The following is a 17,620-nucleotide window of genomic DNA, read 5'->3' as shown; positions in this document are numbered from 1 at the left end:
TGAACAGACTACTAAGCGATACATTCCCGGTAAGCGAGAAAACCTCGAGGGGCTAAGTTTCTTAAAAGCTAGCTACTTAGAAAATAGTTTAGAACAAGCTTTTGAGCGGTTAAGCCGCTCAGCCCAGTTAGGTTTTGCCCAAGGGCAAGTTAATTTGGCGCAAATGTACTTAAACGCTCAATATGTTGATAAAGATCTTAGCCAAGCTATGTATTGGTTTAAACAAGCAGCACTGCAAAGTGATAAGGCCGGTGTGCTTAAATATGTCATTGTTTGTCGGCAGGTGAGTTATTGCCAAGAGGGAGACTTTTATCAAGAGTTAACCGATGCTGGCGTAAATATTAAAGTGAGAGCATTAGACTTTAAGCTTAACTAGCAAACTTAAAGTTAAGCACTTTTCTTAACTACCTACTTCTTTAATTAATTGGCACTCTCATTACTTTTACAGAGTAGAAAGTCACACTTGCCTAGTGTGACTTACTTCTTAGTTATTTTCTTAGTTAATCTACACGATATGACTCAGCGACCAAGTGATGACGGTTTAGTAGCTTATAAAACTCGGTCCGATTACGCTGAGCAATTCGCGCCGCTTGTGAGACATTTCCCGCAGTAATCTTTAATAGTTTGGATAAATAATCCCGCTCAAAATGATCTCGCGCCTGTTGAAAAGACGGGAACTGAGTAGAATCATCACGCAGGGCATTTTTCACTAAAGTTGCGCTGATAACATTTTCACTTGATAGCGCCACGCTTTGCTCGACCACGTTTTGCAGCTGTCTGATGTTACCTGGCCAAGGGGCACTAATCAGTAATTCCATCGCTTCTTGGCTGATGCTTTTTATCGGCATATTGGAACGAGCAACTGCTTGGGTTAAGAAGTATTGTACTAACAAGGGGATATCTTCTCGTCGCTGTACTAGGGTCGGCAGCTCCAACTCAACAACATTGAGTCGGTAATATAAATCTTCTCGAAAGGTATTGGCTTTTATGGCTTTAGTTAAATTAACATGGGTTGCCGAAATGATACGCACATCAACTTTTATCGCTTGGGTACTTCCTACCGGTCTAACTTCTCTTTCTTGCAGCACTCGCAAAAGTTTAACCTGAAAGCTGAGTGGCATATCGCCAATTTCATCGAGAAATAAAGTACCGCCATCGGTTGCTTGAAATAAACCTTGGTGATTGCGTTCAGCACCAGTGAAGGCGCCTTTAACGTGGCCAAATAACTCCGACTCGAGTAGTTGTTCGGGTATTGCCGCACAGTTTATCGCGGTAAAAGCCTGATCTTTTCTATTACTGGCTTGATGAATTGCTTTAGCTAACAGCTCTTTACCGGTACCACTTTGGCTGTGAATGAGCACACTAAAATCACTGTTGGCAACTTTTTTAGCTTGTTGTAATAACGAGGTCATTACCGTGCTGCGGCTAATAATATTATTGCGCCAAAGCTCGGTTTCACAAGTTTGTTCACCACTCGAGGGTTGTAAACGTATGGCTTGCTCAACAGTGTCTAGCAATTCTTGGCTTTCAAAAGGCTTAGTTAAAAAACTAAATACCCCTTGTTTAGTGGCATTAATTGCATCGGGGATTGTGCCATGGGCAGTCATTATTACTACCGGAATATTAGGGTGCTGCACTCTAATTTGTTCGAATAAGGCCATGCCATCCATGCCTTCCATGCGTAAATCGCTAATGACCACTTGTGGAATAAAGTGTTGTAATGTGCCTAAAGCAATTTTTGCATTGGCAGCTGATTCAACGTTATAGCCAGCAGCGGATAAACGAATACTGAGTAAACGTAATAGGCTAGGGTCATCATCGACAATAAGGATTTTGGCTGCGTATTTGGCTGTTTGTTTGGTAATGTTTTGAGTGTTTAGGCTCATAAATTTCTCTCTTAGGGCTTAGCCACGCTCATTAATATTCTGGTCAATTTTCTTTAGTAATATCAGCTGTTGGTTTACCAGCTTTAATTGGCTTTCTAATTGTGCAATTATCGCGTGATGTTCATCGCTCTGCTTATTAAATTTCTTAGTAGCCTGAGCTTGTTTTTCAAGTAAATACAGCTGAGTATTCAGTTGATCTCTAAGTAACATGGTAAAGGCTAGGTTCTCTTTACTCATGTTATTGCTCACTAATAAATGTTCATTGAGCAGTCGTTTAGCCTTATAGGGTTGATGAAGCGGACTATTGGCTAAACTATAAATTAATATAAGCTTACCTTGGCTCAGGTCTACACTATTTATTGGCTCGTTTAATGATTTATTTAATGTCTTGTTTAGTAAAGCTTGTTGTTTATGTTCTTCGGCCAAAACCTCTTGCGTATTTAGCGTTTTTAACCATAAATAATAATCACTATAACTGACCAAATTATGCGTATTATAAGCAGGTGTAGTCATTTGGCAGGCGCTTGATAAACAGGCTAATAACATAATAAATATGATTGAAACGTGTTTTTTTCCATGACTAAAAAACACTGCTTTAGCGGTGTTTATTGTGGCGGTTAAACTAAGGCTATTTATTTTCATAATTCAATATCTGTTTGCGTAATAGGCAAGGTGATGGTGACACAAACACCGCTTTTATTACCGGCGTTTAATTTTTCTGCCGGGCTTATTTTTATGCTGCCATTAAGGCGAAGTAATAGCTCTTTGACTATGGTAAGCCCTAAACCACTGCCTTTTATTAGGCTATTTTCAGGTGCTTTTCCTTGATAGAAAGCATCAAATACTTTGTCGGTTAGCGATGATTCTATCCCTGGACCTTGGTCAATAATGTTAATGGTTAAGCACTCCTTGCTACTGCTATACGTTATGGTGATATTACCGTTTATCGGCGAATACTTTATCGCATTCGACAGAATATTATCTAAAATTACACTCAGTTGCTTACTATTGCTGTAAATAAAGTAAGGGCTGTTATTGCACTTTAAGGTTAAATATTTCGACTTAATGTCGAGCTTTCTTAACTTACAGGCATCGCTAATCAGTTCAGCTAGATTTATTTTTTCTAAACCATGCAAGCTGGTCGAATCCAACACAATATTAAAGTCGAGTAAGTCTTCAATTAAACGTTGTAAACGATTTACACTGGTGCGAATAATATCGCAAATTTCTTGTTGCTCGTCATTGAGCGGGCCAACGCTATTATCATAGATAAGTTCAGTGCCTTCTCTAATTGCCGCTAGCGGTGTTTTTAATTCATGGGATATATGGCGAATAAAGCTCGATTTTTGTAATTCTAAGCTATGAAGACGTTGCCGCATATTCTCTAAAGCATCAGCTATTGCTCTTACTTCAGCAGGACCATGTAAGTTGATTTCTTGTTCAAAGTTACCTTGCTCTAGGAGTTGAATTTTATCCGTGAGTCGCTTTAATGGTTGGGTAATCAGAATGATGAATATACCGGCTATTAACAGGGTGACAGGAATAATATACAAGCGTTCAAGGATGCTATCGCTTATGTTTTCGGTGGTGTGGTATATGTCTAACACTTGCTGGTTTACAACAAAATTGCTGCGTTTTTCCAGCTCTTTACTAATAAAATGTAATTGCTTAAATTCTGCTTGGACCTGATCTAATGATAGTGACATTGCACTGTCACTAGCCATCAAGGCTTGTATGCGCTCACTTTCAATAAGTAATGAGCTTAATAATTCTTTTAATACTATATCTTGCTGCATTAATACGGTTGCTTGAATTATGTCAGCTAATACTTCTTGATGGCGATTAAAAGCAGTATGTAATTCTTCATCTTTAAGCACTATAAATTGACTGGCGTAACGCTCCACTTTAGCAATAGTGTCATCAAGCCTACTATTGAGCTGGGTTAATTGCGCAACATGATATATAGCACTGGTACTTTGTTTGGCTAACAAACTGACCTTATTGGCACTAAATAGTAAAGCCATCACTAAAGGCATAGCGACAAAGGTAAAACCAAGTAAAGTCAGTTTATTAATGGATACCCTGTTAAGTAAAGACTGACTAAAAAAGTAAAGCGGTAGCAGTAACTTGCTTAGTCTGACTTTAGTTTGTTTTAGGTTATTGAGGTAATCCATGAAATTTAGTCTGAACTCTACGGCAGTGAATAAATCTTCAACTACTTTGTCTGAAAAATAAAACAAAAACAAGGGTGTCTTTATTTTGAGACAATTACTTCCTATTTCTTATGTTTTCTTAAGTTATTGTATTTATTGATTTTGTGTCTATGTGTTACTCCTTAGTTTCGATTGTCATTCATTAATATTTTTTTCTGTTGCTATATGGAGACAGTTTTTATTGGTTTTGCTGGCAAGAAAATTACTATTTATTGATAAAGTACTGTTAAATCAATATGATAACAAACGTGGCACGCTGTGTGCTTTTCCTCAATCAATAATGAATTTAATCAGCGCTAATGAACGTTTTAATAGTTAAAAGAGGATTACCATGAAAAGTATCAGTTTAACGCAAGTAACCGCATTTGTTGTAGTCGTAAGCTTGGCTGCTTTTTTTGTCAGTGCAGAGGATGCCTTTGCTCACAGCATTAAAGACAATAGTGTGGCTCATAGCGAGCACTCAATCAGCACTGAAATTACTGACACCGTAGCAGAAACGAGTGAAAGATTTACTTTTACTTCTTTAGATACTGATAAAAATGGCAAGTTAAGTCAAAAAGAAGTAAATGCTGGCAAAAATGAATGGTTGGTAAAATCTTTCAAAGACATTGATAGCAATGCTGATGAATCATTAACAGAACAAGAGTTAGTTGATTTTGTTGCAAAAACAACTTCAGCCACTTTTCAGTAATAGATAAATAACGAGTACAACTACTCGACCCAGTTTAAGGGGAGCTCCCAACCCATATCAATTCGTTTCGTTGTCATTCTTAAGGACTGAGAAGGGCTTAATTGACTTGTTATACTCCACTCCCCTTTGGGCTGGCTACTTCGGTAGCCGGCCTTTTTTATGCCTTGAACCCTGACCTGAAGTTAAAAATAAGTTTAATTGTATTGATCTTGCGATAGACGGTCATTGCAAGCATTTCCCCTCAACTATTTGCTTGTTAAACTAGGGACTGTTGCTCTTTCAGAATTAAATTTTGTTCGAGATAAAAGTGTTTTAGTCGCGGCGAGTAGTATGTAACTTAGTCATTCTAAGTAAATACTGCTCAACAAAGAATAAAATGCTTTTAACCGAATCCTTCGGACAGCTACTTTTCGGTCATTTTTACCGCGTTATCACCTTCTCATGTGGAATAACCACATAGCAAAGGCTCTGCCTTGTATAAATGCCCAACAAGTTGCTGCAAAAGTAATTTCGAAAGATCAGCAGCCCCTAAGGTAATTACTACAAAAAGAGAGTATTCAATGAAACCCCTATTTATCAAGGCCTTTTTAGTTTCTAGTATTTTAATGGGTTGCTCAACAGCAACTGAAACTACTGATGTTCAGCCTGCAGCTAATACATTAAATAAAGTGGTTAGTGTGCAAACAGTACAAGAGTCAAAAGATCTTCTTTTGGCTAAGTGGCAGGGACCTTTTCAGGGTGTACCAGCCTTTGATAAAGTCAGCCAAACAGGTTTAGTAGCGGCGATGGACAAAGCCATGGCTGATAAATTAGCGGAAGTAGAACTTATTGCTAATAACACTGACGGACCTACCTTCGAAAATACTATTGTCGCCATGGAGAAAACTGGCGCAGAGTTAAGCCGACTATTCACTTATTACGGTATTTGGCGCTCAAATAAATCAAGCCCAGAATTTAGAGCGCTGCAAAGTGAAATAGCGCCAAAATTGTCGACGTTTTATTCGAAAATAAATCAAAATGATAAATTATTCAAGCGTATTTCAGCGGTTTATAATAGTGAGGCCACTAAAGCGATGAGCCCAGCTAATCAACGTTTGGTGTTATTAACTTATAACAGCTTTGCTCGTAATGGCGCGACCTTAAATACGGCAGATAAAAAGCGTTATGCAGACATAAACTTACGCTTAGCGCAGCTACAAACTAAGTTTGGTAATAATATTTTAGCGGACGAAGAAGGTTATGTGCTGTATTTAGATAAATCACAATTAGATGGTTTGCCTGAATCAATTATCAGCGTAGCGGCAGCCGCTGCAGAAGCGCGTGATCATCAAGGTCAATACGCTATTACCAATACACGCTCGTCAATGGACCCGTTTTTAACTTACTCAACCGAGCGTGAATTACGCAAAATAGTGTGGAATAGTTACTATAGCCGTGGTGATAATGGCGATCAGTATGATAACAATGCCATCATTGCGGAAATATTACAGTTACGTCACGAACGTGTTGGTTTATTAGGTTATAAAAACTATGCTTCATGGCGTTTAGAAGACCGCATGGCTAAATCACCGGAAAATGCTATTGCCTTAATGGAGTCAGTTTGGCCAGCAGCGATTGCCCGTGTTGATGAAGAAGTTGCTGATATGTTAGCTATCGGCAAAAGACAAGATGGTATTGAGCAAGTTGAAGCTTGGGATTATCGTTTTTATGCTGAAAAAGTACGTAAAGATAAATACAATTTAGACTCTGATGAAGTAAAACAATACTTACAACTTGATAACCTTCGTGAAGCTATGTTTTATGTAGCAGGGCGTTTGTTTAACTTTAACTTTACCGAAATAACCGATGGCTCTGTGCCGGTATTTCATGAAGATGTGCGTGTTTGGGAAGTAAAAGGTGAAACCTCAGGTGAACATATTGGTTTATGGTATTTAGACCCGTTCGCTCGCCAAGGTAAACGTTCAGGTGCTTGGGCAACGACTTATCGTTCTCACACCACATTCCAAGGCAAGAAAAACGTATTGTCTTCTAACAACTCAAACTTCTCTAAAGCAGCTGCCGGTCAACCGACGTTAATCTCTTGGTCAGATGCAGAAACTTACTTCCATGAGTTTGGTCATGCATTGCACTTTTTAGCGTCTAAAGTTGAATACCCAACCTTAAACTCTGGTGTACGTGATTATACTGAATTTCAATCGCAGTTATTAGAGCGTTGGTTATCAACAGATGAAGTAATTGATAACTACCTAGTACATTATAAAACGGGCAAACCAATGCCTAAATCACTAGTCGCTAAAATTCAACAAGCAGCAACTTTTAACCAGGGATTTAGCACCACTGAATATTTAGCGTCAGCGCTAGTTGATATGAAGTTTCATACAGTTGACCCAACAGGTATTGATGCCGATAAGTTTGAACGTGAAACATTAGCTGCCCTGAAAATGCCTAAACAAATTGTTATGCGTCATCGTAGTCCTCAGTTTGGTCATATCTTTAGCAGCGAAGGTTATGCTTCAAGTTATTATGGTTACATGTGGGCTGAAGTTTTAACCTCTGATGCCGCTGAAGCTTTTGCTCAAGCGCCGGGTGGTTTTTACGATAAAGAAGTTGCCGATAAACTTGTTGAACACTTGTTTAGTGTGCGCAATGCCGTTGATCCAAGTGAAGCTTATCGCGCCTTTAGAGGGCGTGATGCTAAAGTTGAGGCGTTAATGCGAGACCGTGGTTTTCCGGTGAAAACTAAATAAATCATCATATAATTTAGATATAAAAAAACTCGCTGCGGCGAGTTTTTTTATGTCTTTCGAGCTTACAGACAATAACAAAAAACAACAATGTTGTAGCGTAAAAACTAAAGTAGCCAGTGTTAGACTTGCGGAAAATTATCTAATGGAATTGTAGTTATGCGTCATTTATATAAATCAATAGCGGTTATCGCTATAACAAGCTTAGTTTTAGCTGGTTGCGGCTCAGACGATGAAGAGCCTGTAAGCCATGTAACCAGCTCAGGTGTGATCAGTGGCTTTGGTAGCGTTTATGTTAATGGCGTTCGTTATACCACTAAAGACAGTTACATAATTGCTAATGGTAGGAAAAGTGATGAAGCGGCGCTTAAAGTGGGTATGAAGGTGGTTGTTGCGGCGCAAAAATCATCTAATGATGGTTCTAATGCACTTGAAGTGACATACCTTGCTGATGTTATTGGCGCTATAGATGCTATTGACCTTGGGGATACCTCTTTAACTATATTAGGGCAAACTTACCTGATCACCAAAGCGACTAAGCTTGATAATGTGCTTTTTACTGAATTAACTGTCGGCACATTTGTTGAACTCAGTGCCTTTGAAAATGAATACGGTAACTTTATGGTTAGTTATCTAGAAATTAAAGAACAGCAGGCGGAGCAGCAGCTAACAGGTACGATAAGTAAGATTAATAAAGTAAACAAAACCTTCACTATAGGCCAGTTGTTGGTAAATTATGTTGATGCGGACGTTACTGGTCTATTGAATGCAGGATCTTTAGTACTGATAAAAAGTAAGTTTCCCGCTATTGATAATGAATTTGTTGCTGATGAAGTTACGGCACAAGGTCTTATTTTATTTATTGATGGTACGTTAGAGCTTGCCGGTATTGTTGAGGATATGGATAAAGAAGAAGAGTCAACAATAATAAAGTTATCAGGCCGAAAATATGCGTTGACGGATAGCTCTGACTTTACTCAAGGCGATGATGAGGATCTACAAATTGGTAGCCAGGTGAGCTTAATTGCTACCGTCATTGAACAAGAGTCAACAACATCTATTTATCCAATTAACAGCATTCGTGTTGAATTAGCCAATGAAATTAGCCTTGAAGGTATTGTTGAATCTATTACTAATGATAGCTTCACTATTTTTAGTCAAGTATTTAGCGTTGATAGTTATACCCAATATGAAGATGATTCGGAGCAAGAGTTACGTAACTTCAACTTCTCTGATATTGCCATCGGTGACAGGTTAGCACTAGACGCTTACGAAGTTAACGGGCTTTTAATTAGTCGTAAAATTCAGCGTGAAGAAACTGGCGCCATTGAACATGACTCTCATGACATTGAAGGAATTGTTGACAGTATTGATACACATCAGACAAGTTTTTCTGTTAAAGGTATTGTTGTGTTAACTGATGAGCACACTGAGTTTGAAGATGTGCAGGGCGTAAATGTAGACCAAGCAACCTTTTTCACTAGCTTAGCACTCAATGATGAAGTAGAAGTGGAAATCATCTACACAGTAAATGGCTGGTTGGCACTTGAAGTTGAAATAGACAGCGATGCTAAAGATAATGATGTTAAGTTACTTGGCACTATTGATACGTTTACTAATAGGTTTAATTTCACGGTAAACGGCCATAAAGTTGTTACCAATATGCAAACAGAATTTGAGAATGGTGATGCTAGTGATTTAATACTCCATGCCTCGGTGGAGGTTGAAGGTAAAATAAATAACCAAGGTCAGTTAGTGGCTGAAGACGTTGAGTTTATCGAAGTGAAAGTAAACGAGTAGTTTGGCTCAAGAATTTTAAACAGAGTTAATCTAAACAAGGGTAATCTAAATAGAATTATTCAAAAAAGCCGCAGTTAATGACTTAACTGCGGCTTTTTGAATAATAGTTACCGTCTAAACCTCAGGTAAAATAGTTAACTGACTGGTTTTTCTATTTCATTAATGCCTTCTTCAACCATCTCACTAACATGTTCTAGTTTTGCAGCAATAATAGTTTGTGCATCAAACAAACCGCGGTTATAAAAATAAGCACCAACTTCTGTTGAGAAAAAATCTAATAAAAACTCTGCATCAAACTGACCAAGATCTTGGTCGAGCTCTTTAGCGAAATAACCTTGAAGTTTAATGACTAATTGCTCTGTTTCAGTGCTGGAAAACTTAATGTTACTCATAATAAACCTGTAATAAAGGAGAGCATGTCAATGCTTAGTTTTGTCTTAGTAGTATACCTAGTTGAGCATTAAAGGAACAATGCTTTCAATCGTATGTTATCTGTATGCCAGCTGTATGATTTTAGTTGCTAAGTGTCTAAAAAGTGTAAGTTTATTAATCTATTAATAGACGTGGTATTACTTTAATGACATATTCACTTTGTTTTTTAATGGACAATAAAATAATAAGGATATTAAGCTGATGAAACTATCAAAACTATCAAAACTATCAAAACTATCAGGTCTAGCAGTGATGCTGCTCTCAAATACGGTACTTGCACAAAGTTATCAATCTTTTTCCATCATAAGTTATTCACATAATAGTTATACATCGAATATGCCAGAGTACGACATGTATGGTAAAAGTGACACGGATGCAGTTGCGTTATATAGCAAATATTTCTTCGAAGAGCAGCAAGCACTTGGTCCGCTAAATGAGTTTGCTTATATTAATACCAGTAGTAATATTTATGCTGTAGTTAGTAATAGCAACAGCGAAGTTTCTTCTACATATAGAGGTCATGATTCTAACTCGGATTCAAGCGATAATAGTGTTGCTATTGGCGGACAGTGGATAACCAACAACTTCATTATTGGCGCAAGTTATAATTACTACAAATCAGAAAGTAAGTGGACTGATTCTTATTTTAGTGATGGTCGCGAAATCTCTTATGATAATAGCAGTAGTTTTTACGGGGCTGAGCTAGGCTACTTAATTTCAGATGATTTAGTCATCAGTGCTCATTATAATGATGGCGGCGATGGCGATGACTACTTTAGTTATAGCTCCAGCTATAACTGGCAACTTACAGGTACCGATTATATTGGCTTTAGCTATAATGTTGACGAAGACTTTGATATGCATCAGTTGTCATCTAGATACTTTTTTGGGCTTGGAGAGCAAAGCTACTTAGTGCTCGGTGGTGATTATACCTTTGATAATAGAGATTATATTATTGATGATGATAACTGGGGTATTAATGCTAGTTATTACTATGATGCTAAAACCTCAGTGTCGGTAAATTATAGTGATGGTGATTACTATGGGGTGAGTGTAAACTATTTCATTAATCAAAACTACTCAGTACAAGCAGGTTATAATTCAGTGTCTAATGACAGTGATAAAGCTGAATCTGAGGGCTATTATATGAGCTTTAGTGCGCAATTTTAATTAACTAATTAGCAATAACTTAATTCTATAGATTAAAAAATAAGAGCTAAAAGCCTACCCTTACGCCGGCGTAATAACGTCGGCCATTTTTATAAATACCAATGGGGGCGTATTCATTGCGCTCATAGGTATAAATAATCTCATCAGTTAAGTTAACACCCTCAAAAACCAATGATAAATAGTCAGTTACGCTAAAGGATACGTTGATATCCCATTGGCCATAATCATCCGTTATTTCTTCACCTACGCCTGTAGCAAACTCAGTTCTAAAGTTATATGACAAACGTGTGCTTAACCAATCATTTTCATAATAACTGGTTAGGTTAGTACTGTGTTTTGAGTTACCAGGAATATTGATGTTTTCACCGGTTAAGGTGTCTTTTCTTTCACCTTCAACTAAGGTGTAATTGGCAATAAGGCCGAAGCCGTAAAAAAGCTCTTGTTGTAGGTTTAATTCCAAGCCATAAATACTACCGCCGCTGCCATTTACCGGGCGGTTTATTATCATGTTTTTACCTTCATAGGTTTCTTGGTAACGTTTAATATCGATAAATGATTGAATATCTTTATGAAAAGCCGCCACTGAAAAAAGTGCGGCTTCATCAAAATACCATTCTACTCCTAGGTCAAAATTGGTTGCTCTAAAAGGCTCTAAATCTGGATTACCACCGGCGCCTTGACGTTGAGTAACATTATAATTAGTGGATGGCATTAAGTGATGATATTCAGCACGAGACATGACTTTTGAAGCAGCAACACGAAAAAGTACATCTTCACTAAAATCCATAACAATATTGATACTAGGCAAAATGTCGGTATAACTTTTATCAGTGTTATACCACTCGTAATCATTATAGATAGTTTCAACTTCTTCTACCTTTTGAAAGGCAGAAGCATCTTGTAGGGTATGAACGACTCGAATACCTAAGTTTCCTCGGTAATATTCGCCAGAAAAATTAATTTTACCGTAGGCAGCAAACGTACTTTCGGTAATGTCGAAGGTACTAGGTTTTTCTTCACCTTGGACAAAATTTAAGGTTTGATAACTTTGTTCAAGAGAATTTACATCGGCAAAAGCATAGTTTTTCAAAGTTTGCTTTGAACCAATTCCATCAAGGTAATCAGAGGGGAAGGGCGCAGCATAGTCTGCCAATGTCCAGCCTAGACCACCGGCCATACCGGTGTAACCACCATTTTTAGATCGTAATCGGTAAAAATCTCTTTGGTGTTGCTTATATTTACCACCAAATTTTATTGATTGTATAAAAGGTCGGTCAAGTTGATGTTCAAAGTCTGCTTGTACAAAAAACTCACTGTCTGTTGAGTTTTGTGAATCCTCACGAACTTCACTAACTTGCCAAGCACTGGCATCATTTGGATCAACTTGATAGCTTGCTATAATGTCTTTATTTTTCTGTAAATCTACGGAATATTCAGTATTGGCAGACCATTGTGAGGTTGAATCTTTGCTGGTACCACCGTCTGCTTGGGTAATGCCTATTTGGTATTGGGCATGCCAGTAGTCAAAATCGTGTTCAACCATAAGGTGTACTAAGCTGGTAGTGATTTTTGATTGTCGCCAAATGGCTTCCATTGAAGTATTAAAAGGAACACCTTCAGTATTCGTCTCTGGTACCTTGCTATAGGTTGCTTGCACTAGCGTATTATCAATGATGGTGTGCTCAGAAATATGGCCACCTCTATCGTAAACAGAGCTAGGTTGCCATAAAAAATTCTGGTTTGAATTATTGGCATTTAATACAGAGTACAAGGTATTTAATTCAATATTCCAATCTTGGTTTGGTTGATATTGTGCGGTAACCATAGCGCTAGTTAATTCTCGTTGTTGTTCAAATACGGCTGAACCCCCGCCGCCAGCAGACCATATATTGGTTAAATCAGCCGTCGGGTTTTTAGTGGCGGTTAAGTTACCCTGTGCGTCCTTATTAAAGTTTCTTTCAGCCCAGCCCCAAGACTCTAGTCCATCTCGCCTAAGGCTTCGTTCGTGACGAGTGATAGATACTAAAAAGCCAAAATCTTTAGCGTCATTGATTTGGTTGAAAAATAACGATAATTGCGGATCGCTTTCACCGGATACGTCACTATATTGCATTTGTGCGGTACCAATAAAGCGATTGTCAGGGGTATCTAATGGCGCATGAGTTTTAATATTAATTGAGCCACCTAAAGAGCCTTCATCATGATCAGCTTCAGGTGACTTCTGTACTTCAAGTGAACTAACTATTTCCGCCGGTAGTAAGGTGTAGTTGAAGCCACGGTTTGGCTGGGATGAAATCCACCAATCAGCTGAAGCAATATTTTGACCATTAAGATAGGTTCTATTTTGGCTTGGGGCTGTACCGCGTACACCAATACGTTCACCTTCACCTTGTACACGAGTAAGGGAAACGCCAGTAATTCTTTGTAAAGATTCGGCAACATTTTTATCGGGAAATTTACCGATATCTTCGGCGGTAATAACATCAACTATAGCATCACTATAACGCTTGGTTTTAATCGATTTTACTATGCTGCCTCGAATACCTCGAATTTGAATTTTTTCTAAGGAATCGATTTGACCATTTTTTTTTGTCTGAGTTTTTTCGCTAGCTAAAACAACCAAGGAATTGAGACCAAAAAAGAGCGAGAAAGTTAGACCTAAAGCCGTTAAATTTATCATATTTATTATATTCCGAAGCCTTTAACTTTCAATTGATATAGATGCCAGCGCAGCATAGAATAGTGCTTAAGAATAATACCTTTTGTTACGCCGATTGACCAATAATTCGCCCTAAAACTTGTAATGAATTCATGCCACAAAGCCAAGTAGATAAAGTAAAAGTTAATGAGGTTGAGGTCGATTTTATCGCACTGAAATTTTTCATTGACCAGAAATGGCATGATGTTGAAGCTAGGCAGCTGAAATTACTAAAGTTATTGATTGAAAACTACGGGCAGGCGGTCTCTCGCAACCAGATTATGGATGTCTTGTGGCAAGATACCATCGTTAGTGATAATTCGGTTTCTCAAGCTATCACTCAACTACGTAAATCACTGCATGATGACAAAGAAACCCCACGTTTTATTAAAACAGTGCCTAGGGTCGGCTATCAACTGATTGCTGAACTGGTTTTTCCTGAGCCAGCGTCTGATAACGTTGGACAATTCAAAAAGAATAAATTCAATCTCAGTTTAGTTGCTATCGCAAGTGTTTTATTAGGTATTGGTATTACTTTTAGCCTTTTTGAATTAAGTAAGCCAAGTTTACAGGTTCCTGAATACACTTATGAGTCTCGGTTAACTTCAACACCAGGGCCAGAAAATTTTCTCCGTTATTCGCCCAAGGGTCGATACTTAGCGTTTAGTCAAAGTAGTAATAATCGTGACCAAATGGATATGGCGGTGTTTGATGCCCAAACTCAAGCTGTGCATGTTATTAAAAGTACCGGTTACAGTGAAGAAGCCCCCGAGTGGTCACCGGATGGCAAGTGGTTAATTTATTATCGACATGATCCTATCAGCTGTGAAATTCGTGTAATGTCTGTTGTTAATCCTATTGAAACCTGGCGCTTGAGTCCTGATTTTCATCTCAGTGATTGTCAGGTTGGTTTTAGTCGACAAAAAATGCACTGGTTAAACGATAACACTTTGTATTTGCAACGCTGGCAAAATAATTTACCGATCCTAACTAAATTAACCTTAGCGACTGAAGGTTATCCAAGCCTGATTAAACAGGACGATATCAGTAATATCCAGCCAATATTAATGGATATAGACAAAGAAACTAACCAGTTACTTTTTGTTGAGCAAAGTTCACAAGGTTATGTGTTGCAGCACATGGACCTAGTCAGTTCAACGCGTAGCGTTATTGAAATACGAGAGCAAGAATATTGGGGGATAAAGTGGCATGAAAGTGGAGAAAGTTTTTGGTTGGGTAATGAAAGCCTGAGGTTAATGTCACTCGATGGCAATAGTGAAGTGGTACACCTACCCATTGGTTTCATTCCTGATATCGACTTAAATCCGTTAACGAAACAATTAGCCCATGCCGAGGGGTTAGTAAATGTAAACTTATATAATTTGCAACTCAAATCGCTGAATAATCACCAGCAAGTGGTTATTAAGCAGCTTTCCTCGTCAGCGCGTACCGATGTTTTACCTACCTTATCGAAAGACGGCCGACAAACGGCTTTTGTTTCTTACCAAAGGCGGTCAACCGATGGTTTAAAACATGTCGAGATTTGGTTGAAATATAAAGATAAAAAAGCCGCTAACCTATTAGCTAATTTACCCGAGGACATTCACCCTAAATATTTATTATGGTCGCCAAATGGTGAGAACCTTTTACTTGGCGATAGTCGGCAAAATCTGCATTTGATAAATATTTACAGTAAGCACTTAGTGGCTATTATTTATGATTATAATAATATCGATGAAGTGAATTGGTCCAGCGATGGTAGGTTTATTGTATTTAGTGCCACTAATGATGACAGTAAACAGTTATGGCAATATGATTTGCAGTTAGCTAGCACAAAGTTGCTTAATGAAAATAAGCTCCACGTTAGTTCGGTAAATGACTCACAGCAAGAAAATAATGTACGAAAGGTAGCCATTAATGATGTGTTATCTGTAGAGAATATGAAGAAATTAAACCCTTCATATCATCATTATATTTCCTATATAGAGACGTTTTTAAGTGCCCATGCCACAGACCAATTACCCGTTGATAATTTAGCTCCATCTTTATTGTTATATCGACCACATGTTTTTGACTTAGGTATATATTATGTGGTGAAACAAGGGCATCAACTAGGTTTATATTTATTCAAGTTTGCTGAACAGGATCATGTACATATTGCCAATATTGGTCGGTACGAACAAGACATTAACTTGATGCTTAATATCAGCGCTTCCAATGATGGTAAACACTTGGTTTTTTCAAAAGTTGAAGGTTTTGAAACGGATATATTGTTACAACGAAAATCGAAAGATTAACAGGCGTTGGTTCACCATTAACCATTAACCAGTAATTATTAAGTACAAGTTAAGTTGTCAGTTATAGTTTGGTGTTATCAATATAAGCAGCAATATTTGACAGGTACCACTGACGTGATTTTGCCTGCTGTAATGCTTCATTAGCCTTTTCCTGACTCTTAGTATAATGTTTTTGTTGCTGTAGTATTTTTGCTTGCGCTAATAATAGATCAGGATGATCATCATCCTGTTTGAGGGCTAGTTTGAGATATTGCGCTGCACTTTGATAATTTTGTGCGGCTAACTCAATGGCAACGAGATCACGTAAAGCCCTAAAATGCCCCTGCTGAGCAGCACTTTGTAACCAGCGTTTGGCTTTATCGACGTCATATTCAAGGCTTTGTTTGTCTAATAACTCACGTCCAAGTCTATATTGCGCATAAGAAAAACCCGATTGAGCGGCATTTATTAGCCAGTTCAAACCTTTTTGTCTATCTGCTTGAGTATATTCACCCCTTAATAAGTTACTACCCAACCTATATTGTGAATTTGGATAGCCATTGATAGCTGAAGCGAGTAATAAGTCTGAGCCAGCCGTTTTCTTCTGCCAATGAGAACGCAGTAAGCGTGTGGCATTATGCTCATCGGCTGCTAACCAGTTAGCAATATAATATTGTACTAAAGCATTTCCTTGCTCAGCGCCTTCGATAAGTTGATTGATTTTCTTTTGATAACTTTTCTTTTGTTGGCTAAAACTGGCTTGGTAGCGCTTACCTTTAAATGTGGTGAAATGATAAAGTAATGATCGGCTGGAATAATTTTTTGCCTTACCCTCAATCATCAAAGGTTCATAGCGCCAGCGACGGACGGCATTATATATTGCGCGATTAAATGTTTTATTTGGAAATGCATCGATTATATCAACATCTTTGACCGCGCCAGATTCATCTACGTCGAACTCTAACCATACCCAACCCTCAATACCTTTTTCGTAAGCTTTTTTTGGATATTTAGCATCTACTTTATGTATTCTTAGTGGTGGTATATTGGTGGTTAGTTGATATTGTTTATCGTTAAACATTGGTAATAGCGTCTTTTGGTAATGCTCATAACCAAATGTTAGATTCAGTTTTTGAAAACTGCTCTCAAGTAATTCAGAGGTTTTTTGATCTTTTAATTCTTGTTCAATTAATCGTGCCGCTGAGCGTGCTTCATCTAAACCATAATCGGCGGCTAAAGAGAACCATGAATGTGCATCGATTAGGTTTTTACTAACGCCTTGGCCATAAAGATACATTACGCCAATATTATAAATAGCATCTTTATGACCCAGTTTGGCTAAGCGTTGAAATTCATCAAAGGCTCGCTGGTATTTTGCAGTATTGTAGTCGAGGGTAGCCGAAAGCATGTCGGCTTTAGTTTGCCAGCTGAATAGCAGAGAAAATACTAGTATCACAGTGGTAAATAATTTCATTGTTAAAGTCAGCTGAGGTTATTCAGACGTTTAGTTAAAATAAGTATAAAAAGAGGGGGGTAGAGCATGCACAAACTTAATATCAACAATATTTTAGCAATGAAAGAGATAAATTTATTCTACTGTGTTTATTTGTTGATAGCTCTACTTTTTTAAGCTTTAAATAAAAAAACGAGTTTTAGCCTAACGGCTAAAACTCGCGAAAAAACCAAGAGTGTGTGTAAGAGAAAACCCTT

11 protein-coding genes and 1 pseudogene are annotated in these 17,620 nt (G+C 37.9%); 6 read left to right on the top strand and 6 right to left on the bottom strand.

From position 1 onward, the window contains the following. Nucleotides 1–376, top strand: a pseudogene (locus HRT50_RS04980) (sel1 repeat family protein); the annotation flags it as partial. A gap of 124 nt (nucleotides 377–500) precedes the next feature. Here the strand turns inward: HRT50_RS04980 and HRT50_RS04975 are convergent. The 3 genes from HRT50_RS04975 to HRT50_RS04965 are packed head-to-tail and all read right to left on the bottom strand — an operon-like array spanning nucleotide 501 to nucleotide 4,126. After that, nucleotides 501–1,886 carry a sigma 54-interacting transcriptional regulator gene (locus HRT50_RS04975; RefSeq protein ID WP_291611959.1) on the bottom strand — a complete coding sequence of 462 codons (1,386 nt, stop codon included), beginning with the start codon at nucleotides 1,884–1,886 and terminating at the stop codon, nucleotides 501–503. 18 nt (nucleotides 1,887–1,904) lie between these two features. Continuing rightward, nucleotides 1,905–2,528: a hypothetical protein gene (locus HRT50_RS04970; protein WP_291611957.1), complete on the bottom strand. Its 624-nt coding sequence runs from the start codon at nucleotides 2,526–2,528 to the stop codon at nucleotides 1,905–1,907. After that, nucleotides 2,525–4,126, bottom strand: coding sequence for a HAMP domain-containing sensor histidine kinase (locus tag HRT50_RS04965; protein WP_291611955.1), 1,602 nt, complete (start codon nucleotides 4,124–4,126; stop codon nucleotides 2,525–2,527). Before HRT50_RS04965 ends, HRT50_RS04970 begins: the two co-directional genes overlap by 4 nt. A gap of 304 nt (nucleotides 4,127–4,430) precedes the next feature. Between HRT50_RS04965 and HRT50_RS04960 the strand changes: the two genes are divergently transcribed. The 3 genes from HRT50_RS04960 (at nucleotide 4,431) to HRT50_RS04950 (ending at nucleotide 9,334) form a co-directional block, all read left to right on the top strand. Next, complete coding sequence (locus HRT50_RS04960) at nucleotides 4,431–4,790, top strand: hypothetical protein (RefSeq protein WP_291611953.1); 360 nt, start codon at nucleotides 4,431–4,433, stop codon at nucleotides 4,788–4,790. Nucleotides 4,791–5,350: 560 nt separating this feature from the next. Beyond that, nucleotides 5,351–7,537: a M3 family metallopeptidase gene (locus HRT50_RS04955; protein ID WP_291611951.1), complete on the top strand. Its 2,187-nt coding sequence runs from the start codon at nucleotides 5,351–5,353 to the stop codon at nucleotides 7,535–7,537. A 156-nt stretch (nucleotides 7,538–7,693) separates the two neighbouring features. Then, nucleotides 7,694–9,334 carry a DUF5666 domain-containing protein gene (locus HRT50_RS04950; RefSeq protein WP_291611949.1) on the top strand — a complete coding sequence of 547 codons (1,641 nt, stop codon included), beginning with the start codon at nucleotides 7,694–7,696 and terminating at the stop codon, nucleotides 9,332–9,334. A 134-nt stretch (nucleotides 9,335–9,468) separates the two neighbouring features. Here the strand turns inward: HRT50_RS04950 and HRT50_RS04945 are convergent, their stop codons facing one another. Continuing rightward, entirely contained in the window at nucleotides 9,469–9,726 is a 258-nt protein-coding gene (locus tag HRT50_RS04945; RefSeq protein WP_291611947.1) for a DUF2164 domain-containing protein, read from the bottom strand. Nucleotides 9,727–9,967: 241 nt separating this feature from the next. On the opposite strand from HRT50_RS04945, the gene HRT50_RS04940 reads away from it, so the two are divergent. Continuing rightward, complete coding sequence (locus HRT50_RS04940) at nucleotides 9,968–10,936, top strand: putative porin (protein WP_291611945.1); 969 nt, start codon at nucleotides 9,968–9,970, stop codon at nucleotides 10,934–10,936. Nucleotides 10,937–10,982: 46 nt separating this feature from the next. Here the strand turns inward: HRT50_RS04940 and HRT50_RS04935 are convergent, their stop codons facing one another. Continuing rightward, complete coding sequence (locus tag HRT50_RS04935; RefSeq protein WP_291611943.1) at nucleotides 10,983–13,616, bottom strand: TonB-dependent receptor; 2,634 nt, start codon at nucleotides 13,614–13,616, stop codon at nucleotides 10,983–10,985. 131 nt (nucleotides 13,617–13,747) lie between these two features. Here HRT50_RS04935 and HRT50_RS04930 point away from each other — a divergent pair, with 131 nt between their 5' ends. Then, nucleotides 13,748–15,931, top strand: a complete 2,184-nt coding sequence (locus tag HRT50_RS04930; protein ID WP_291611941.1) for a winged helix-turn-helix domain-containing protein — start codon at nucleotides 13,748–13,750, stop codon at nucleotides 15,929–15,931. A 61-nt stretch (nucleotides 15,932–15,992) separates the two neighbouring features. Here HRT50_RS04930 and HRT50_RS04925 read toward each other — a convergent pair whose 3' ends face one another. Next, complete coding sequence (locus tag HRT50_RS04925; protein ID WP_291611939.1) at nucleotides 15,993–17,384, bottom strand: TonB family protein; 1,392 nt, start codon at nucleotides 17,382–17,384, stop codon at nucleotides 15,993–15,995. Nucleotides 17,385–17,620: the final 236 nt, after the last annotated feature.

This window comes from Colwellia sp. (assembly GCF_013215345.1).
In the GTDB taxonomy this organism is placed as follows: domain Bacteria; phylum Pseudomonadota; class Gammaproteobacteria; order Enterobacterales; family Alteromonadaceae; genus Colwellia.
This window is presented reverse-complemented; position numbering and strand designations above follow the sequence as displayed.